The sequence below is a fragment of the Syntrophomonas wolfei subsp. methylbutyratica genome (assembly GCF_001570625.1).
In the GTDB taxonomy this organism is placed as follows: Bacteria; Bacillota; Syntrophomonadia; order Syntrophomonadales; family Syntrophomonadaceae; genus Syntrophomonas; species Syntrophomonas methylbutyratica.
The window spans coordinates 30705-49470 of the sequence record NZ_BBQT01000015.1 but is presented as its reverse complement, the minus strand read 5'-3'; the positions used below and the strand labels follow the sequence as shown (position 1 = coordinate 49470).

Below are 18766 nucleotides of genomic sequence, written 5' to 3'. Positions count from 1 at the left end.
AATCCGAACCGCGAATTCCCAACATACTGCCGGTAACTGAAATTGATCGAGTCGCATATTTACTCAAGTACGGATACTACAATATGCAAATCCAGGCGGTCATCACATTCGATCAACACCTGGATACGGAAGTTCTGAAAGCAGCGGTTATGTTATCTTTGGATGCCGAGCCGGTGTTGGGATGCAGATTTGTCGAGGATGAGAAGCGGCCCTATTGGCAGCGTTTCCTTTTAGCGGCACCGCCTAAAACCAAACCTTAAAGTCCGGGTTCTGATATCGCTTTAAAAGTTAGGAGGGTATAAATGACAGTATGTCATTCTCGGAGCAAAAGATACTCTACCCCACCTGCTTCCCGTATCTGCAATTTAGGAAATCAACTCCCTGGCTGCGGGCAAACCCCAGCCCTGCTTTGCTGGGATTCCCCTTGGCCTCAAAGGCAATACTTTTTTTCGGTCCTCATTTTCTAACAATGCTAAGATGCGGTCTCTGGGCCATCTTCTTTAGAGGTATCAGCCTATTCGGCAACTGAACCGTCATCTGTCCCAGGATACGAAGGATATTATACGCCATTAAACCCAGATGACAGCTTGAGATTTATGATCAGGGTATATGTAGCCAGCGCAAAAACTCCTGCCAACCAAATTATAATGAATATGTTTCTCCGGTCTGAATCTTTCATATCAACTAATTTTCTGTGATCGTTTAAACTTCCGGCAACCCCTTGATTGTTTTGTATTCTATAATCAGCATCTCTTGCTGAAATGCCGCTACTAGCTTTCTTGGCCACCGGTGGCAAGAGGATAGCGGCTGATTTATTCAAGCAGTCAAAGCAGCCAGTCGCAAAGCCGGGGGCTTGGGATCAGATAATCTCATAACGCCCCGGTTTTCTTTTCGGCGCCTGGGGAGAAACAGCCGGATACCCCAGCGTAACCGCGGCTATAAACTTGCCCTTGCCAGGTGCAAACGTTTTCTCCAGGATATCGCTAAAGCCAGTCGATAAAGGCGCAGTCATCCAGCAGGAGCCGATCCCTTTATCATAGGCCATCAGGCAAAGATTCTGAATCGCCGCGGAGGTTGACTCAACCGCAATGATATCATAATCTTTGCTGGGCTTTAACAGGAAAACCAGTACGCAAACCCTGGCATTGCCAAGACCAGTTAAAAATCCCAGGGTCTCGCTGACTACCTCGGGATTGTTAGGGAAACGTTTCTCCAATACCGCCCTGGTCTTTACACTAACCTCCTGAAAAATGCCCCGCAGCTTTTCCATCTGTTCTTGACTCTGAATCGCCAGGAAATACCAGGGTTGATTGTTGACGGCAGATGGCGCCATGACTGCGCCTTCCAGGATATCTTGCAAGACCTCCGGTTCAATCGGCTTGTCCAAGTACTTTCTAATACTCCTTCGACCAAAAATAGCCTCCCGGGTTTCCATTCAAAACACCTCCTTGAAACTCAGCTTAGCAAATCCACCAGGACCTAACAAGGTATGTACTAAATTCATATTTCCTCACTGGTAGTTTGCGTAGCATTACGATCCCTCCAAATCTGCCGAGCTCCCAAAAAGATACAGCGGACATATTGGGTATAAAATATGACTCGGTAAGAACTCATCTAAAAAGCATTCTTGTAAAAACAGGATATGACACCCCCAGCCGGTTTATCGCCGAAGTATCTCACAAAAACTACATGATACCCGGATTTTACGAGTCCTCCCGAGAGGATGACGATACAGAAGAATAATAAACATCATACTTTATTATTCCGGCCGCCGCTTTTGGCTGGCTTAGGAGAACCGTGGGAGCGTCTGTATATTTTTACACCACCTGATATTTTATTCCTCATAGTGTCCTTTGCATGAGGCAATTATTATAGAACCGTCTTTTTCACAATAAACAATCCTATGCTCTTCATCAATTCGTCTGCTCCACCAACCACTTAAATTCCCTTTTAAAGGCTCCGGCTTTCCAATACCTTCATAGGTATTTCTTTGAATATCCTTAATCAATATGTTTATCCGTTTCAATACTTTCTTGTTTTGTGTTTGCCAATAGCCATATTCTTCCCATGCTCTTTCTTCCCACAATAACTGCATTAATCTGCCTCTATCAAATCATGCTCGAAAAGCTTAGCACGTCCTTCGTTAATATCTGCGATAACTTGTTCTAAATATTTCATATTGCTTTCAGAATAAAACGGATCAGCAGAGACCTCAAAAGGAATACGTTTCTCTCTGGCAACCTTTTTTGCAAAAATCGTAAAAGCAGCTGTCATAGAAAGCCCCATATCAGAACAAACCTTTTCCATGCTCTTTTTTAAATCTTCATCCATACGAAAATTCACCATTGTTTGGGCCATAAATATCACTCCCTCCTATGCAACTTCAACATAACAAATCGTAAAGCAATTGTCAATCAAGTGCTTTACAAATGCCATGTAATAGTATATGTAATTATTCTTATCTTTATCACCATTGTACTTAACATACGACGGAGATGTTGTCACCTTCCTTTTTTATCCCAGGGCATAGATATTAATATGGATTTTGACTACGATTTTAAAGTCCGGACCAATAACAGAAACAAAACCGGAGACAAACCATTTGCTTCACCAGAAGCCAGAGCCTTACGAGACTTAGTCATAGAAGAAGCCCCGGATATTATCATTGATTTTCACGGATGGATAAATTGCGCTTCAGGTGATAAAGAAATTGCCGACATCTTCTGCCAACACCTGGGACTAACCTATGAACCCATGGAAAAAGCAATCTACAGAGGATTTTTTCTGGATGGGCAGCAAAAATATGCCAGATCAGTATTAGTCGAATACCCGGACCCAATTACCGGCCAGGGAGCCTGTGATTTAAAAAGCGACCAAAAATATGACTACAGCCAGGATAAGCTTGATGAATTACAATACAGCATAAATACTCTCAAAAGCATAAAAGATATAATCGACCATGAATTATAATAGCGGGAGAAATGGCGGTGTCAGGGGGACGGGGTTATTGACAATAACATATCCTGAAAATTTTGCTAAGTGTTTTATAGGTTCATTACAAAATACAATAAGCCCTCAAAAATCGACCATTCCAAATAGATGGTAGTACGGGCATGTCAACAACCCCGTCCCCTGTCATTCCAATTCCATTCTGCAGGTATTTTCCTGGCTTCCTTTATTGCATTTAGTTTATCAAAAGGACAGCTAGCAGCATTGCTGCCCATCTCCATCGAAAATTATTGACCAAACAAATCTAAGATACTATTATGTGTATAAGGAGGTGTATAGCAATGCGCACAAATATTATAATAGACGATACCTTGATGCAAAGGGCAATGGAGGTTTCTGGTCTAAAAACCAAAAAAGATGTTGTGGAAAAAGCTATTATAGAATTTGTGGAGCGCCGTACCCGTAAGGACTTGAAGGAATTGCGCGGCAAAATACAGTTTGCCGGCAATTATGATTACAGGGCTATGCGGGAGGGGCGAAAATGATATTGGTTGACACTTCGGTACTCATCGGTTTTCTCAAAGGGCAAATCAATGAAAAAATCCAGCTTTTTGATCAAGTCTTGTCCCGTAATATAGATTTTGGGTTTTCCTCCTATACCTTTCAGGAGGTTTTACAAGGAGCACGAAATGAAAAGGAATATAAACAATTGCGTGACTATCTCTCAACCCAAATCATTTATTTTTTGCCTGAGAAAACAGCTACCTATGAAAAAGCGGCACGGCTCTATTTCGACCTGCGCCGCAAGGGTATAACACCCCGCAGCACAATAGATGTTCTAATTGCACTCACTGCCATAGAAAACAATCTTTTGCTTCTGCACAATGATCGTGATTTTGATTTGATGGCCGGGCAGCTGGAGACTTTAAATATCCTTAAGATGATATGAATAAGGAAGTTGAAAGCTAAAATGCAATCTGCTGCCTGACTTGGGAGATCTCACCTCGTTTCGCTATAATTCAGGGCAGTGGCGGGAATAGCCAGGGCCCTATCATGGTCTTGAGTTCTACATTATTTACCATATTGGCCATTTGTGCATACATAGCTACCGCACCAATTTCATCAGCAATCGCTTCCCACACCATCTGGGCTATGACCCGTCACGTCAGTTGGCCGTGAATTGCAAGCCAGATACAGGGCGGGTCGCTTGATGTCCGCTCCACCCGGTGACGTTCGTGGGCTGGAATCAGCAGCCAATCCCCTCTTCCCATTGACAGAGTTCTCCCTTCTGGCCATGCCAGTTGGGCTTCACCCTGAAGAAGCATCACTAATTCATCCCGGTCCTGATCATACCAAAAACCCGTGGGGGATGCCTGGCCTGTGGAGATGATGCGCTCAATCAGAATCCCCCGGTCAGGCAGCAGAGACTCAAAAAACTCCTTATCTCTCAAATGTCCAGGAATATCAAACAGATTCATAACCATCATCCTTCCACACGTGAATCATTGTAAGCCGTTATTTCCGTTCTATCAATACCACTGTCTCAATATGTTTTGAGATGAGGGAATAGCTATCAAAACTGCGTTTTCAACCCCTGTTGTTTTTGGGAACATATCCACGCTCGTATTTGGAAACATATCCAAGATTGGCTATCGTTTGTGGGAACATATCATACTCAATTCTTAGGTGTTTTTTTGCTCTACTCATCCAGCGGGAGCCGATCCCTTTGTCATAGACCACCAGGTAAATATGCCACTTGCCTTCATTTGTGAACCTCAAGTATAATAGGAATTACAAAGTTTGGAATTTGGGGGATTACCCGCCGCCTGTTTTGTGAATAGGCGACCGCTTAGCGGGGGATATATTTCACCTTGTTATATTGTGAAAAGGAGGAAAGGAAAATGTCCATGGCCTCTCCCCAACCAGATAAAAAATACAGCTATGCCGACTACCTGCAGTGGCCAGATGAAGAAAGATGGGAAATAATCAATGGGGTTCCCTATGATATGAGCCCGGCGCCTTCTACCAAACATCAAGCTATATCCATGGGACTCGCAGGACAATTATGGTCGTTTTTTCGCGATAAAGAATGCTCGGTTTTTGCCGCTCCCTTTGATGTGCGCCTGCCGCTAAACGATGAAAAAGACGAGGAAATTTATAATATTGTACAACCTGACCTGAGCATAATCTGCGACCCTAGTAAACTGGACGAACAGGGCTGCAAGGGTGCGCCCGACCTGGTAATAGAAATTATCTCCCCCTTCACTGCTAAGAAGGAATTAAATGAGAAATTCAATCTCTATGAGCGCAGTGGGATTCCTGAATACTGGGTGGTTTTCCCCAAATTCAATGTTGTAGTGGTATACAGCCTTGATGATGAGGGAAGATATCAAAAAAGCGGGGAATTTACCAGCGACCAGGTATTGAGCACCAAACTCTTTCCCGGTCTGGAAATCAAGCTGGAAGATGTATTTAGATAAATAACAGTTAAGAGGTCTTGAAAAGGGGGAATAGCTATGCCTATCATAAATGTTAAAATGATTGCTGGCCGCAGTCAGGATAAGAAACAGGAACTGGTCACTGTTCTGACCAGCGAAACAGCCCGTATTCTGGAAATTGAACCCGATTGGGTGACAGTGGTGATTGATGAATATACCCGGGATAATTGGGCCAGCGGGGGACAATTGCATTCTATCAAGCTGGGCGAAGGCTTTGGTCGCCAGGGAACCAGTAAATAATAGAAATAGGTGTCAAGGGGACGGTCCGAGACCACTGAAAAAGTATCATAAATATCATCCTGAGGAGCTGCAGGCGACGAAGGATCTCTTTTGGAAGTCCGTAATATTGGGACTTTAGCTAACGAGATTCTTCGCTATCGCTCAGAATGACACGCAAAAGAGCACTTTTTCAGCAGTCTCGGACGGTCCTTTTGACACTATAACCCCTACTCCTCACTCCCCACTTTTCTTACTGGTCATAACTAAATTTATATTTCCTCACTGGTAGTTTGCATAGCATTACGATCCCTCCAAATCTGCCGAGCCATTATAATTACAGTGGTCAGGGCAAATAAGATAAGTAAACCAAAGACTACATTGCGGACACTGCCCACCAGCATGTCTCCCACATAGGAATATACCAGGGTAGCCGGAAGCTGACCCAAACCGGTAGCCCAGATGAATTCCCACCAGCCCATGGCAGTTAAACCGGCAGCATAACTTACAATATCAAAGGAAATAAAGGGCAACAGACGGGCAATCAACACCGCCCATTTACCGTACTTCTCAAAAAACACATCCACTTCTTTCAGGGCCCTGCGGGTAGTGAATTTTTCAACCACAGAACGCCCATAAAGGCGAGCAATGGCAAAACAAAGTATGGCTCCCACCATGGCACTGCTCCAGGATAAAGCTGCACCTTTTACCCAGCCGAATAGACCGGCATTGGCAAAGGTAATTACAAAAGCCGGCAACGGTGCCGCCACTGATTGAAACACCATCAGGAAAAAAGATACCACCGGCGCCCATATACCAAATGACAGAATGTAATCCCGGGCCGCATCTACATCCACCCGCGATAAAACCTTAATCGCATTTTGAATAATTTCCTGGAATGCCGGCACCAGATAGTATAAAAGTACCGGTATGACCAATAAGGCTATTTTAAACCACCATTGTTTCCATACCTTTTTATTCAATAGAATCCCTCCCGACTAGTTTTTTAATCCCGTGCAAAGAAAACTGAAGATCCCTGCAATACCGGAAATTCAGCTTCTTTAAAGATATCTTGACATTTCTTAATGTCAAAACCACGACTGGCTTCAGTTTTTTCAAACGTATCCCGGGGGTTAAATCCTGCCTCCGCCCAAAATAGATTGGCTCCGGCTATGGCTCCCGGGGTATTGGGCTCATGAGTACAATTCCCTGATATCCCCGGCCCCATAGCCAGGTGAACTACAGCCAATATGTGAGCCATACTGGCTTCGCTGACCATACCATACTGTTCCAAGCTTGAACCGGGAATGCTTATACGCCGGGCAGACCCGCTGAATACCGGCTCTATTTCACGTGCAATGATAGTTTTTTCCACCAGTTCATTCAGGCTATGCTCCGGGCCAACCGGTTCAACACAGGTACCTACCTTTAAGCCGGCTTTTTTAGCTGCCTGAACGGTTTCCAATCGTTTCCTCGGACTAATGCGGGTTACTTCACCTTCCCCCAGGCGAATTGCATGGTAAATACCAGCGAACCCTGCCTCTTTCAATGCCAGCCCTTCATAATAATCAATATCCCTGACATTGGCAATCATAATGCTTTCTGGTTGCAATTTAAGCCTTACTTCGCCGGCGATGTTCAGAAAGTCGGCGAAATTCATATTGGCAGTAGCCATTAGATAAATCGCATTGGCACCTTGTTCCTGTAGATGCAAACACTGCTCGATAATATATTCCAAATCCGAAACCTGGTTTTCCTTAAAGATAAGATTGGCAGCAGCAAAGGAACAAAATCTGCAATTACAGGGACAAGCAGCAGTGTTAACCCCTACCTGTCCGTGTATCTCCGCCAGGCCAGCTTTTTCGCTAATAGAGCGGGAGGCCCATTGAATATGGCAAGATTCCTCGGATAAAGGCGGGATCGCAAATAGTCCCCGGATTTCATTGGCACTAAGAAGAGCTCCACCCAGAGCTTTGTCGCAAATTTGCTTTATCGGTGTTTTCATTATAAATCCCCCTTTTCAGAGCCTCTTTTCTTACTCTCAGATTACTAATATAACGATAGCTATGCAGGCTGCTTAATCTCTTATCAATTACACCCTGAGCCATAAAATATAATAAGTCTTCCCATCGATCCAGATCCCTGTCTCTGTCTAAAAATGCCAGCTTAAGCTTATGTATTTTGGCCCGCTCACTGGTAAGACGCAATACCTGCTTGCTACCCCAGGGCATATTTTTAAATAAAAAAGGGTAGGGGTGCTTTACTCCCAGTAGATAGTAACCGCCATCGTTACAAGGCCCCAGCACTATATCATTCTCGTCCAGCAATTGGGCCGCTTTTTGCAGGGTCTTAACCTTTAGCTGGGGTAAATCACTTCCCAGGATGATGGCAGCAGTATAGTGCTTCAATACCTGGTCCAAGGAATACAATATCCGTTCACCCAGGTCACTTCCCTTCTGTTCCAGAACTTCAAAAGGCTTTAGCATACCCTGAGGAAGATTACATTTTTGCTCCAGTATTTCCTTATTAATGACCTCTCCGGTGGAAGATACCCCGATATAGGAAAAATAAGCAGGCCAACCTAATTCGGTCAGCAATGAACATATGTCATAAAGGCAGGCACTATGCAGGGCAACACATTCTTCTTTTGATAGCTTTCCCATAAGGCGGGTCTTGGTAAAGCCTCCTATAGGAATCTTGCTCATCACTATCAGCGCACATTTCATAAGCTTACCCTCCGCCACTGCTGGTAGTAATCAGCCAATCGCTCCGGGCTGGTCCCGAGAAAATATAGCATCTTTAAAACCTGCATTTTTATCAGGGTTGCCCATAACCCTCCGGCTATAAAACGCCGGACGCTGCTTGTTACCCTGCCTGATACTACCCGGCAGCGGTATTTTGAACGCAGGTGATGGGATAAGGCCAGGTCTTCCATCAGGGGAATGTCAGGAAACCCGCCATTATTAAAAAAAACATCCTTGCGGCACCATATGGCCTGGTCACCGTAGCAGCTTTTCCAGCAGCGAGCACGAAGATTGGAGAAAAAGGCCAGTACCCGGTAAAAAGGGGTGCGTTCGTCGAAATCCATGGTTGCACAGCCCCAGTGGTAACCTTCCTTTATGGCCTCCAGCACCTGCTCCACTACTATGGGCTCCAACTGACTGTCTGCGTGCAGGAATAATAAGATTGGCGCCGTAGCCAGTTGTGCACCCCGGTTTAGCTGCATACCTCGCCCCGCGCTTCCGGTTACTGTTTTTACCGGATGGCGGCTACATATTTCCAGGCTACGGTCACTACTCCCCCCGTCACTGATTATGATTTCTATGCCCGAGAAACGCTGCAAGCTATTCAATAATTCAGGAAGACATTCTTCCTCGTTTAGTACCGGTACTATTACAGATATCTTTGTTAGCATTGCTCCCCTTCTCCCATTCCTCCAGCATTATAGCAGCAGCACGTTCAGTTAGTTGGATACAGCCTTTTCTCCCAATTTTCTCCACCAGGCTACGCTTATTTTTGATAGCTCGGCAGCAGGTGACTCCAAATTCATTTTTAAAAGCATCGTGGAGAATAACCGGCAGGTTGTTTCCAGCCGGATGAGCTTGATAGTGCTGGCGTATGCCGGATGCCATTATAATCCCGCTTAAAGCACCACAAACACAACCCGCCCCCATTCCTTCTCCCATGAGAGCAGCCGCCGCTAAAATATTCTCATCTACGGGAATACTCCAGACCTCTTTGGCCGCCAACAATACGGCCTGACAACAATTCCTGCCTTTTTTCATTTCTTCACCGGCTATTTGCGAAGCCCTTTTGGTATCCATTGTTTATATCTCCTTGTTTATTATGCCGCAAAATGACTATTCCCCCGTACAGGCTGCATAAACTTACCATGAAGGCAAATAGCAACGATGAACTGAACGCTACTGTTGGCGAAACTTGATAACCGGCAAGTAAAGCCACATATGCGCCTTCTCTTACTCCGTAACCATTTATGCTCACTGGTATCATTGCTACCGCCGAGGTTACAGGTATTAAATAACAGGCATCCCACCAACCCAAACCGCTAAGATTAAACGCCAGGAAAATGTTGTAGTTAACGGCTACCACAGTAATCTGAAATAATAGTGACAGGGCTACCACTACTCCCAGCTTAGGCCAATTCGCACGAAAATTTTTTCCTTGATCACCAATGCCCTCAAGGAACTGACCCAGTCGACGAGCTCTTGGCCATTTACAGGAATATCGGGAGAGAAGTAGGGCGGTTAAAATGATGGTAATTAGCAGCAATACTATAAATAATAACCATATACCGTCTCGTGTTTTTCCGGTAACAATAGCGCCAACCATGCCCACCAGAGCAATTCCCGATATAGCCAGTACTCGCTCCATAAGCACAGAAGCAGTTGCCGCGCTAACATTACCGGTTATTTCATTGACCCGATAAATTCGCAGGGCATCCCCACCGATACTGGATGGCAGAAAATTATTCATAAAAATACCCGCCCAGTAAGCTTTCCAAAGTTCCACCCAATCCAGGTTTAAACTTTGAGCCTTGAGGACTACTTGCCATTTGCAGGTACTGATAATCATAGACAGAATAATCCAGCCCAGGGCAGTCATTAGCCAATATAGCTTTACATCCAGAAGAATTTGTCCCAATTCTCGCCACTGAATCGAGTATCCCAGCCAGATAAGTAAACCCAGGGATATAATTGCCTTAAATAAAGTCTTATACTGTTTCCATTGAATGCAATACATTTATTGGCTCCTATCCAGCGAGGGCGGGCCTGTGCCTGTTCATAAAATCTGATAATTTCCTTGATTTCAACTACTTTTCAATAGTGTTGTTAGGGTCACCCGCCCATTCACTAAATGATGCATTATAATTTTTAGCGTTTTCATACCCACACATGCGCAATAATACGGTCATAAATCCCGAGCGTATGCCTACGGTACAATAAGCTATCACTTCGTCCCCGGGTTTAAGTCCAGCCTGAGCGAACATATCCTTGAGTTCATCTACTGTCTTCACGGTTCCATCGGCATTAAGTGCATCGCTGTAATGCAAGTGAATAGCGCCGGGAATATGTCCTCTGACTCTTTCGCCATGGTCAGTCTTACCAGTAAACTCTTTCGGCGATCTGGTATCCAGCAATTTAACCTTATCCTTATTGGCCTTGATATATTCAGTAGTTGCCAGCAGCGATGTATCCGGATTAGTAATGGAAAAAGAAACCGCTTTAATCTGTGGGATACTCTTTGTTTCCTCGCCGCCTGCCTTCTGCCATGCCGGCCATCCGCCAAAAAGCATCCTGGAATTCTGTAAACCAGCTACCCTTAGCATCCAAACGACCCTTCCGTCCTCACCCAGTCCAGCCGGATCGTTATAAACTACGATATCCTTCTTCCCATTAATACCAAATTCGCCAAGCTTTTTGCTTAACTGTTCATTGGATAACACCACACCCCATCCCGGTTCACCCTGTTTGGGCTGCATATTGGACAGAGCCTGCCAGCTTATATTTACAGCTCCGGGAATGTGTCCTTTTTTATATTCCTTATCCGCCCGGGCATCAACAATAGTTACCTGGTCAAGGTTTTCTTGCAGCCACCGGGCATCAACATAGTAGCCTTCCATAGCCTGGTCGGTTAACCGAGGTGCACTATCGCTTGAAGAATTGACCCCTTGCTTGCTGCTGCTGCAACCAGCCAGACTAAACAATAAGAGGAAAACAACGGTAATAGTAACGAGCTTCATGCTTCTCTTCAAAGGGGGCCTTTTGAGGTTTGACATATTGCTATCACACTCCATTTATGTATTTATTTACACATATAATACATTGTAATAAGTTATATGTAAAATGAATAATTATTATAGTTAAGAAATGAGTAACATGCCCAGGAACATCACCCTTTCCATTGGTTCTTACCGGGCATAAAAAGACACCACCATTTTTCCTATACCCCGAGAAAATGGTGATGTCAAAGAAACTGTCCGTTCGCTTTTCCTTTGCCTTAGGCAATCTTTCTGGTCAGACGCAGCTGACGCTCTGAAACACTTTGTTGGGCCAGAGTCCGGCGGTCAATCGCCCAGGATTTCATTTCCTTTCCATGAACCCTGAAATTTCCCTGGTAAGAAAATTTAGCTCTTTCCATCAGGCGCCGTCCACCTTCGGATATGGTAAATGCGCCAATGGCACGGACGTCTGGAGCATCGCTGCTTTTCCCCAAAACAAAACGCCGACCAAAATCATATACCAGAGCTTTGGTATAGTTTTTACGCAGCTTATCAGTTTGATCAACGATTACCGAAGAAATATAGAGATACAGCTCTGGTTCATCAAACGACCTGATGTGCTTCACCAGTTCTCCTTCAGGCATTTCTCCAGTTATGATTTTGTTCCATATAGAATGCTCCAGAGGAAAAACCCAATAGTAGCCTTTAACCTTGCCATTTACTTTGCATACTCGAAACATCATCGGCTCTTGCTCAATTAATTTGCAGATAAGCGCCGCTTCAGAGTGCCAACAAGTATCGAAGTACTTTCTTTCCAGATTTAACATGGGCACAATGTCAAGGATCCGAGCACACTCGACCGTATATGCTGGATCTTTCATGATTTCACCTTCCTATTCTATTTTTACAAACACAAATAGCGCTAGTTACGCCACTACCGCCGTTTATTGCATATTGGATATGGACACAATGAATTAATGTGTAGCTAGAGGGATATTCCGCTACAGAGGAGAATATCTATTGGGGTATTTCTTGGGGGAGTTCATTTTTTCACCTTCCTATTATTTGCGACCCCGGGAAGTAAAAATACCAGGGTTACTATTTATTATAATTCATTTCAACAAAAGAGTCACGGGATGGGTTGGAACCACTAAAATTTCCTTTTAGAACACAAAAAGCATACCCAACCGTAGTATAATTGCTTTTTGTGTTAGTTGAAACAGCGTTGATGTTACTTGCCTTCAATTTTGAATTTCGAGTATAATAGAAATTACAAAGTCTGGAATTTTGGGGATTGGAACCCGCCACCTGTTTGTGAATAGGCGACCGCTTAGCGGGGATATATTTCACCTTGTTATATTGCGGAAAGGAGGAAAGGGAAATGTCCATGGCCTCTCCCAAACCAGATAAAAAATACAGCTATGCCGACTACCTGCAGTGGCCGGATGAACAGAGATGGGAAATAATCGATGGGGTTCCCTATGACATGAGCCCGGCGCCTTCTACCAAACATCAATCTATATCCATGGAATTAGGGAGACAAATAGCAAATTACCTGCGCGATAAAGAATGCCAGGTTTTTGCCGCCCCCTTTGATGTACGCCTGCCGCTAAACGAGAAAAAAGACGAGGAAATTTATAATATTGTACAACCCGACCTGAGCGTAATCTGCGACCCGAGTAAACTGGACGAGCAAGGCTGCAAGGGTGCGCCCGACCTGGTAATAGAAATTATCTCCCCCTTCACTGCCAAGAAAGAACTGAATGAAAAATTCAACCTTTATGAGCGTAGCGGTATTCCCGAATATTGGGTGGTTTTCCCCAAATTTAATGTTGTAGTGGTATACAGCCTGGATGATGAGGAAAGATATCAAAAAAGCGGGGAATTTACCAGCGACCAGCTATTGAGCACCAAGCTCTTTCCCGGACTGGAAATTAAGCTGGAAGATGTATTTAGATAAATAACCGTTAAGAGGTTCTTAGCTTGGCAAATCCATCAATACCTAAGCAGCGAATATTCTTTCTATTGCTTGATTTGATTCTAATGCAAAAAGTTATTAATATTCATTGGCTTATATAAATATACCGCTCGCATTCTTCGGCAAGCGAAGAGCAGAAGAGAAAGGGAATAACCCCTCTCCCTCCTGCTCTTTGACTTATTTGCCGGACGTATCTTCAGGGGTGTTTAATTCACGGATCCCGCCGCCTCCTATACCCCTGGGACCGTTGCCGCTGCCGTTCCTGCGCCCGCGTCCCCTGCCAGGATTAGGGCAATTGTACCCGCGACCTACCGAACATTTTCCTCCAAGGCGACCAGTTCCGGTTCCCCTACCCAGAGGACCGGTTCCGTCTCGATTAGGCATCAGCTTCCACTCCTCTCTAATTTAAACCGCATTCAACTGTCCAATAATATTTTCCCAGAGGGGAAAAAGCATTTTATGCAGTTCGGGATTAGTGGCTGGGATTTGAGCTTTGGCAATAGATTCGGCAATAATAGCACTGAAAGGTATTTTACCGGCCAGGGGCAGGGAGTTTTTCAGCGCCCAGTTTTCTAGCTCCCGGCTGATCGGGGGATTTAGATCCCATTTATTGATAATCAATACGCCTTTTATGCCCCGTAACTGCATTAACTGGTGAACGCGCTGCAGATCATGGAAGCCGGAAAGGCTTGGTTCGGCAACTAAAACTATCAGGTCAACCCCTACCATGGAGGAAATAACCGCGCACCCGATTCCGGGAGGGCCGTCGGCAATAATTAGCTCGGCCTTATTCATATCGGCCATTTTACGTGCCATGCTTTTAACCTGAGCCACCAGTTTGCCGGAGTTTTCCTCGCCCGGTCTCAAGTCGGCAAAAAACAAGTTCTGCTTTTTTTGATTGAATACTCCCTCAAAGCAGTGCCCTGAAGACCGTGCTTGCATGGCAATGGCTTCCACCGGGCAAATCTTCTCACAAAATCCACATCCCTCACAGAATAGCGGCAAAACCTGGTATTCCGAGCTGATAGCATCAAAACGGCAGAGTTCCGTACAAAGGCCGCAAGAGATACAGGATTCCTCATCTATATGGGCGCTATATCCAGCAGTAAAATGGTAGGCCCTTACATTTTGCGGCTTTAAGAGAATAGGTAAGTTGGAGGCGTCGACATCATAATCACAGGCTATACAATTTCCTGCCAGTTGTATAAAGGAAGAGGTCAGCGCGGTTTTACCGGTACCTCCTTTGCCGCTGATAAACAATATCTCCTTCATGATAACCTCCATCTCGCCGCTACTTTTGGCAATACAAATATTAATGAATAAATGCTTTTCATGATAAGGCCCCCTTAATCTGCCTAAAAACATCGCTTAAGATATCAAGCAAAACGGGCATGGCCTCCAAAGGATCCCGGCCTTGCATATAAGCCTGGGCCAATTCCACACTAAAGGGAATGCGCCCCAGTATAGGAACCCCGGTTTGGCCGGACAGGGCTAATAGCTCTCCATCTTCCCCCTGCCAGCGGTTTATCACCAATCCTCCGGGTATCCCCAACATTGCCACAGCTTCCAGGGAGAGTTCCAGGTCATGCAAGCCAAAGGGGGTAGGCTCAGTCACCAACAGGCAATAGTCACTGTCTCTTATGGACTCAATCATGGCGCAGGTAGTTCCGGGAGGACAATCGATTATTCTTAAGGCGGCTCTTTCCCCCTGCTTTTTCACTGCTTTTATGAGCGGCGGACTCTGAGCTTCCCCGATATTAAGCCGACCGGTCAATACTCGGCCATGCTCCGGTAAATGGGCCTCTTCAATAACCCCGATAGGGTGCTCTGTTTCCTTTATGGCCGCGAGGGGACAAAGATAAGCACAGGCTCCGCAGGAATGGCATAGCTCATGGAAAAGCAAGACTTTTTCGTTAAGTACCAGCAGGGCATTAAAATTGCATACTTCGGCGCACCTTCCGCAAAAATTGCAATAATTATAGTCGATTTCTGGTACTAAGCGGCTTACATCAGCAGTTTTTGGGGCCGAAGCCATTAATACCAATCCCGCATTGGGTTCTTCCACATCAGTATCAATCAAAGCTGAATTCTTATCACCCAAAATCCGCAGCAGACAAGTACTTACCAAAGTTTTCCCCGTACCACCTTTGCCACTGGCGACTGCTATTTGCATGTTTAACTCCTTTCTAAAGACTTGTCAACTATGGCAGTCTCCGGCATGGGCATGTTCGGAGCATACTTCTCCGCTGCTTACCAACTCGCCTTTTTCAAAACGAACAATAACATCATCAATCTTGCCGGATATCCCGACAATTAAGTGAATGCCCTGGGCAGCAAATAGATCCTGAGCTCTTCCGCCCATGCCGCCTGCTATAACCAATTCAGTGCCCAGTTCTTTCAAAAAACCAGGCAGGAAACCGGGCTGGTGCCCGGGATTGGTTACTGATTTTAATGTTTTGGCATTCGTATCATAAAGGGTAAACTCTTCACAATGCCCGAAATGGGCACAGACCATATCTCCCTCTTTAGGAATGGCTACTAACATAATAAACTACCTCCACTAACTAAATTTTATTAAACATATTTTGGCAATAAGCGTAAAACTCAAGCATTAGGAGTCAATAATTCATGGAGCTCACCAGCCTCATAGCTTTGGCGGGCTGCTTCAACCGTTTTCCCGCCGGCGCCGGCAAATACCTTTATCCCAGCTTCCTTCAATGCTGCATAGGCTTTAGGCCCCACCCGCTGGGAAATAACCATTCCCACATTGTTTCGTACCAGAGCCTGAACAGCTCCTGTGCCTGCGCCATGTTCCGCCTCAGGCCCGGTATTGGCTAGAGACTCATATTGCCTGGTCTCCGGGTCCCAGAGCATAAAACATTTGCAGCGTCCGAATCTTCCGTCCACTGGAGAGGATGGGGATGAATCGGCGGAACAAACAGCAATTTTCTTAGGCATTCTTCTCACCACCTTTCAGATTGGCAACAGCCGACAAGTGCTTCCCGATTAAGGGATACCAAGGCATCTAGCCGATAATAGCCGGCAAGGCATATGTTTGCAAAGCGGTTTCCGATAATGAACATATGCCCATAATCTTTATCCTAATAATATTTCTCCGGACACAATTATGTCAAGCAGTTTTAAAATATTTATAAGTTTTATGGAAAATAGCTGGGGCTGGAGGAAGGTTTTCATTATAGAATGAATAGGAAGGGGCGAGTTCCCATCAGGTGGGGGTCACTGATTAAAGCGAAAGCAATGCAATGACAAAGAGATAGTCACCTCGGGCTATGCCGTTGGGGCAGATACATGGACCTGCCCCGTTTGTTTTATTGCATCGGCATCTGGAAATTCTGGGACTGCTGTTGTTGAATGGCCTGCAATCCCTGGTCAAAATATTGCTGTTCACCCGGGTTTAAAACGAATAGAAGCTGCTGTAATTGACCTACATGGCGCCTTTCTTCATTGGCAATATGAGTGAGTACCTTTTTCACCCTTTCATCAGTAGTAGCCATAATATGAGCTTCGTAGCCGATGATTGCCTCCAATTCACCTGCAATATCAACCCTTAATGCCTGTATTAATTCCTCATTGGAGAGGGGACGGGGTAAATTAGCTACAAAGGGATCACCAAGTAAAGCCACATCTCTCATCCTTTCTTATTTTTATCTAGTTTGTCGTTTCCGGTGGCAATGTATTCATGACTGCTCATTTCACTTCAAATGAACTTATCTTCGTTATTACTTTTTCCTTATTTCTGCAAAACGATATAGTATGGGGAAGGATTAAAGTGAAAGCAATCGCCAGACATGGTAAACTATTAAAGATGCTTTTTACCCAAATGCAAAATTCTGCATGGGGAAGGAGGTAAATATAATAATGTTTGATGTTTTCAACTACGAGGATATAATTTGTGCGCGGGGCAGCAGGGAAATGCCCTGGAAACCTTCTTTTCAAATGAATGTCTATTATTATCTTATCGATGGCTTGCTAATAGATAGTGGACCATATTCTCTGGCAGAAGAAGCCATAGAGTTTTTTAATGCCCATAAAATAGAGCAGATATTTTTATCGCACATCCATGAAGACCATGCCGGAATGGCCTACTGGTTGCAAGAAAAGATGCAAGTTCCGATTTATCTGCATGAGAGTTCTCTGGAAGAAGCCAGGCAAGAGCCTGAATTAGCAAAATACCGGTTGGATATATGGGGTAGGAGAAAGCCATTCAACGCCGAGCCCATAAACGATACAATAAAAACCGGAAGCTATGTTTTCGATGTAATTGATTCACCCGGGCACTACCCTTATCACAAAGTATTACATGAAAAAAATAAAGGTTGGTTGTTTTCCGGTGATCTCTTAAACAATCTTAAGCCAAAAAGTGTTATGTTTGATGAGAATATGAATGAAACTATATTATCAATCAAGAAAATATTGGACCTGGATTTTACTACGGTATTTTGCACCCATAGCGGTATTCGAAAAAACGCCAAAGTATTATTTCAATATAAGTTGAATTATCTACTGGAACTACAAAAAGATATTCAGACATTAAGAAATAGAGGATTTACCAATACGGAAATTGCTCAACAGCTTTTTCCCGGACCTGACCCCATTGGCAGTTTATCAGGAGGAGAATTTTCTCCTTATTATTTAGTCAGCACTCTGTAAAAGCTTTTATTCCATATATCTAGGCAAAATACCTCAATTGTCTATTTTCTCTCTTTTTGGACAGATTCTTTAAATCTAATAAGAACGTTACATAACTCCCTAATTTCACCTAAATATTCATCCCCCAAAAACAATGCCGTATTTCTTCTGCAAAAATCGAATATAAATACCATAGTCAAGCAATTAACCAGCAGCAAATAAAACTGTTTGAATTGTTGGGGAGATGGTTTATATGGGAGAGCAAGGGCGCGAGTTTCGCACTGTTCGGGGTTATCAAATTAAGCAGCAGGCAACTAAAACTATTACCGCCAGCATGGAAGATTATCTGGAAATGATCTACCGCCTGGCTGGTAAAAAGGGATATACCCGTATGGGTGACCTGGCATCAGCCCTTAATGTGCAACCTCCATCGGCCAGTAAAATGGTACAGAAGCTAGCGGATATGGGTTACCTGCAGTTTGAAAAGTATGGTGTGATAGAACTAAGCAAAAAGGGGCAGGAACATGGGCAATATTTGTTAAAAAGGCATGAGACTCTGGAACGCTTTTTAAGCATTATAGGGGTTAAAGAGCAATTGTTGGAGGAAACTGAAAAAATTGAACATTATATCAGTCCGGAAACTATAGGGAAAATTATACTGCTGGTCGAATTCATGGAGGATAATCCCGAATGGAAACAAGCTTTTTACGACTTTAAAAAGCATGAGGGTTGATT

The 18766-nt window shown here is 44.4% G+C and carries 29 protein-coding genes; 9 read left to right on the top strand and 20 right to left on the bottom strand.

The features are described 5' to 3' along the window. Window positions 1-83: 83 nt before the first annotated feature. Window positions 84-260: a hypothetical protein gene (locus AWB54_RS15960; RefSeq protein WP_160328949.1), complete on the top strand. Its 177-nt coding sequence runs from the start codon at window positions 84-86 to the stop codon at window positions 258-260. Window positions 261-559: 299 nt separating this feature from the next. Here AWB54_RS15960 and AWB54_RS10920 read toward each other — a convergent pair whose 3' ends face one another. The 4 genes from AWB54_RS10920 to AWB54_RS10905 form a co-directional block, all read right to left on the bottom strand. Further along, a complete protein-coding gene (locus AWB54_RS10920) occupies window positions 560-820 on the bottom strand; it encodes a hypothetical protein (RefSeq protein WP_061214639.1) in 261 nt (86 codons plus the stop codon). A 39-nt stretch (window positions 821-859) separates the two neighbouring features. Further along, window positions 860-1435: a nitroreductase family protein gene (locus AWB54_RS10915; protein WP_061214638.1), complete on the bottom strand. Its 576-nt coding sequence runs from the start codon at window positions 1433-1435 to the stop codon at window positions 860-862. A gap of 399 nt (window positions 1436-1834) precedes the next feature. Continuing rightward, window positions 1835-2095, bottom strand: coding sequence for a Txe/YoeB family addiction module toxin (locus AWB54_RS10910; protein WP_061214637.1), 261 nt, complete (start codon window positions 2093-2095; stop codon window positions 1835-1837). Then, entirely contained in the window at window positions 2095-2358 is a 264-nt protein-coding gene (locus AWB54_RS10905) for a type II toxin-antitoxin system RelB/DinJ family antitoxin (RefSeq protein ID WP_061214636.1), read from the bottom strand. The genes AWB54_RS10910 and AWB54_RS10905 overlap by 1 nt, the downstream gene beginning before the upstream one ends. A 180-nt stretch (window positions 2359-2538) precedes the next feature. Between AWB54_RS10905 and AWB54_RS10900 the strand changes: the two genes are divergently transcribed. From AWB54_RS10900 to vapC, 3 genes are all read left to right on the top strand, one after another. Then, window positions 2539-2970, top strand: a complete 432-nt coding sequence (locus AWB54_RS10900; RefSeq protein WP_153014713.1) for a hypothetical protein — start codon at window positions 2539-2541, stop codon at window positions 2968-2970. Window positions 2971-3290: 320 nt separating this feature from the next. Further along, window positions 3291-3494, top strand: coding sequence for a type II toxin-antitoxin system VapB family antitoxin (locus AWB54_RS10895; RefSeq protein WP_061214634.1), 204 nt, complete (start codon window positions 3291-3293; stop codon window positions 3492-3494). Beyond that, window positions 3491-3898, top strand: a complete 408-nt coding sequence (gene vapC, locus AWB54_RS10890) for a type II toxin-antitoxin system VapC family toxin (RefSeq protein ID WP_061214633.1) — start codon at window positions 3491-3493, stop codon at window positions 3896-3898. The genes AWB54_RS10895 and vapC overlap by 4 nt, the downstream gene beginning before the upstream one ends. 70 nt (window positions 3899-3968) lie before the next feature. Here the strand turns inward: vapC and AWB54_RS16535 are convergent, their stop codons facing one another. Continuing rightward, the gene (locus tag AWB54_RS16535; RefSeq protein ID WP_268873647.1) at window positions 3969-4094 is read right to left on the bottom strand and encodes a hypothetical protein; all 126 of its coding nucleotides are present in this window, start codon (window positions 4092-4094) and stop codon (window positions 3969-3971) included. A 15-nt stretch (window positions 4095-4109) separates the two neighbouring features. Next, entirely contained in the window at window positions 4110-4427 is a 318-nt protein-coding gene (locus AWB54_RS10885; RefSeq protein ID WP_201785625.1) for a cupin domain-containing protein, read from the bottom strand. A 423-nt stretch (window positions 4428-4850) separates the two neighbouring features. On the opposite strand from AWB54_RS10885, the gene AWB54_RS10880 reads away from it, so the two are divergent. Both AWB54_RS10880 and AWB54_RS10875 read left to right on the top strand, forming a co-directional pair. Further along, the gene (locus AWB54_RS10880) at window positions 4851-5429 is read left to right on the top strand and encodes a Uma2 family endonuclease (protein ID WP_061214631.1); all 579 of its coding nucleotides are present in this window, start codon (window positions 4851-4853) and stop codon (window positions 5427-5429) included. A 36-nt stretch (window positions 5430-5465) separates the two neighbouring features. Continuing rightward, on the top strand, window positions 5466-5687 hold the full coding sequence (locus tag AWB54_RS10875) for a tautomerase family protein (protein WP_061214630.1): 222 nt from the start codon (window positions 5466-5468) through the stop codon (window positions 5685-5687). Window positions 5688-5935: 248 nt separating this feature from the next. Here AWB54_RS10875 and AWB54_RS10870 read toward each other — a convergent pair whose 3' ends face one another. From AWB54_RS10870 to AWB54_RS10835, 8 genes are all read right to left on the bottom strand, one after another. After that, window positions 5936-6646 carry a TVP38/TMEM64 family protein gene (locus AWB54_RS10870; protein ID WP_061214629.1) on the bottom strand — a complete coding sequence of 237 codons (711 nt, stop codon included), beginning with the start codon at window positions 6644-6646 and terminating at the stop codon, window positions 5936-5938. A 23-nt stretch (window positions 6647-6669) separates the two neighbouring features. After that, complete coding sequence (locus tag AWB54_RS10865) at window positions 6670-7668, bottom strand: radical SAM protein (RefSeq protein WP_061214628.1); 999 nt, start codon at window positions 7666-7668, stop codon at window positions 6670-6672. After that, on the bottom strand, window positions 7613-8389 hold the full coding sequence (locus AWB54_RS10860) for a TIGR04282 family arsenosugar biosynthesis glycosyltransferase (RefSeq protein WP_061214627.1): 777 nt from the start codon (window positions 8387-8389) through the stop codon (window positions 7613-7615). Before AWB54_RS10860 ends, AWB54_RS10865 begins: the two co-directional genes overlap by 56 nt. Next, on the bottom strand, window positions 8386-9078 hold the full coding sequence (locus AWB54_RS10855; RefSeq protein WP_082736176.1) for a TIGR04283 family arsenosugar biosynthesis glycosyltransferase: 693 nt from the start codon (window positions 9076-9078) through the stop codon (window positions 8386-8388). Before AWB54_RS10855 ends, AWB54_RS10860 begins: the two co-directional genes overlap by 4 nt. Then, window positions 9020-9487, bottom strand: a complete 468-nt coding sequence (locus tag AWB54_RS10850; RefSeq protein WP_061214625.1) for a C-GCAxxG-C-C family protein — start codon at window positions 9485-9487, stop codon at window positions 9020-9022. Before AWB54_RS10850 ends, AWB54_RS10855 begins: the two co-directional genes overlap by 59 nt. Next, a complete protein-coding gene (locus AWB54_RS10845) occupies window positions 9453-10424 on the bottom strand; it encodes a lysylphosphatidylglycerol synthase transmembrane domain-containing protein (RefSeq protein WP_061214624.1) in 972 nt (323 codons plus the stop codon). Before AWB54_RS10845 ends, AWB54_RS10850 begins: the two co-directional genes overlap by 35 nt. Before the next feature lie 70 nt (window positions 10425-10494). Then, window positions 10495-11436, bottom strand: coding sequence for a sulfurtransferase (locus AWB54_RS10840; RefSeq protein WP_160328948.1), 942 nt, complete (start codon window positions 11434-11436; stop codon window positions 10495-10497). A 245-nt stretch (window positions 11437-11681) separates the two neighbouring features. Next, a complete protein-coding gene (locus AWB54_RS10835) occupies window positions 11682-12284 on the bottom strand; it encodes a hypothetical protein (protein WP_061214622.1) in 603 nt (200 codons plus the stop codon). A gap of 500 nt (window positions 12285-12784) precedes the next feature. On the opposite strand from AWB54_RS10835, the gene AWB54_RS10830 reads away from it, so the two are divergent. After that, window positions 12785-13363 (top strand): Uma2 family endonuclease, encoded by a 579-nt coding sequence (locus AWB54_RS10830; RefSeq protein ID WP_082736174.1) that lies wholly within the window; start codon window positions 12785-12787, stop codon window positions 13361-13363. Between the two features lie 195 nt (window positions 13364-13558). Here AWB54_RS10830 and AWB54_RS10825 read toward each other — a convergent pair whose 3' ends face one another. From AWB54_RS10825 to AWB54_RS10800, 6 genes are all read right to left on the bottom strand, one after another. Further along, a complete protein-coding gene (locus AWB54_RS10825; RefSeq protein ID WP_061214621.1) occupies window positions 13559-13765 on the bottom strand; it encodes a DUF5320 family protein in 207 nt (68 codons plus the stop codon). Between the two features lie 21 nt (window positions 13766-13786). Then, on the bottom strand, window positions 13787-14653 hold the full coding sequence (locus AWB54_RS10820; RefSeq protein ID WP_061214662.1) for an ATP-binding protein: 867 nt from the start codon (window positions 14651-14653) through the stop codon (window positions 13787-13789). Window positions 14654-14711: 58 nt separating this feature from the next. Further along, a complete protein-coding gene (locus AWB54_RS10815) occupies window positions 14712-15554 on the bottom strand; it encodes a nucleotide-binding protein (protein WP_061214620.1) in 843 nt (280 codons plus the stop codon). Between the two features lie 24 nt (window positions 15555-15578). Further along, window positions 15579-15926, bottom strand: coding sequence for a NifB/NifX family molybdenum-iron cluster-binding protein (locus tag AWB54_RS10810; protein ID WP_061214619.1), 348 nt, complete (start codon window positions 15924-15926; stop codon window positions 15579-15581). A gap of 59 nt (window positions 15927-15985) precedes the next feature. Beyond that, a complete protein-coding gene (locus AWB54_RS10805) occupies window positions 15986-16339 on the bottom strand; it encodes a NifB/NifX family molybdenum-iron cluster-binding protein (protein ID WP_061214618.1) in 354 nt (117 codons plus the stop codon). Between the two features lie 371 nt (window positions 16340-16710). After that, a complete protein-coding gene (locus AWB54_RS10800; RefSeq protein WP_061214617.1) occupies window positions 16711-17025 on the bottom strand; it encodes a demethoxyubiquinone hydroxylase family protein in 315 nt (104 codons plus the stop codon). A gap of 235 nt (window positions 17026-17260) precedes the next feature. Here AWB54_RS10800 and AWB54_RS10795 point away from each other — a divergent pair, with 235 nt between their 5' ends. Beyond that, window positions 17261-18052 (top strand): MBL fold metallo-hydrolase, encoded by a 792-nt coding sequence (locus AWB54_RS10795; RefSeq protein WP_160328947.1) that lies wholly within the window; start codon window positions 17261-17263, stop codon window positions 18050-18052. 232 nt (window positions 18053-18284) lie between these two features. Next, the gene (gene mntR, locus AWB54_RS10790; RefSeq protein ID WP_061214616.1) at window positions 18285-18764 is read left to right on the top strand and encodes a transcriptional regulator MntR; all 480 of its coding nucleotides are present in this window, start codon (window positions 18285-18287) and stop codon (window positions 18762-18764) included. Window positions 18765-18766: the final 2 nt, after the last annotated feature.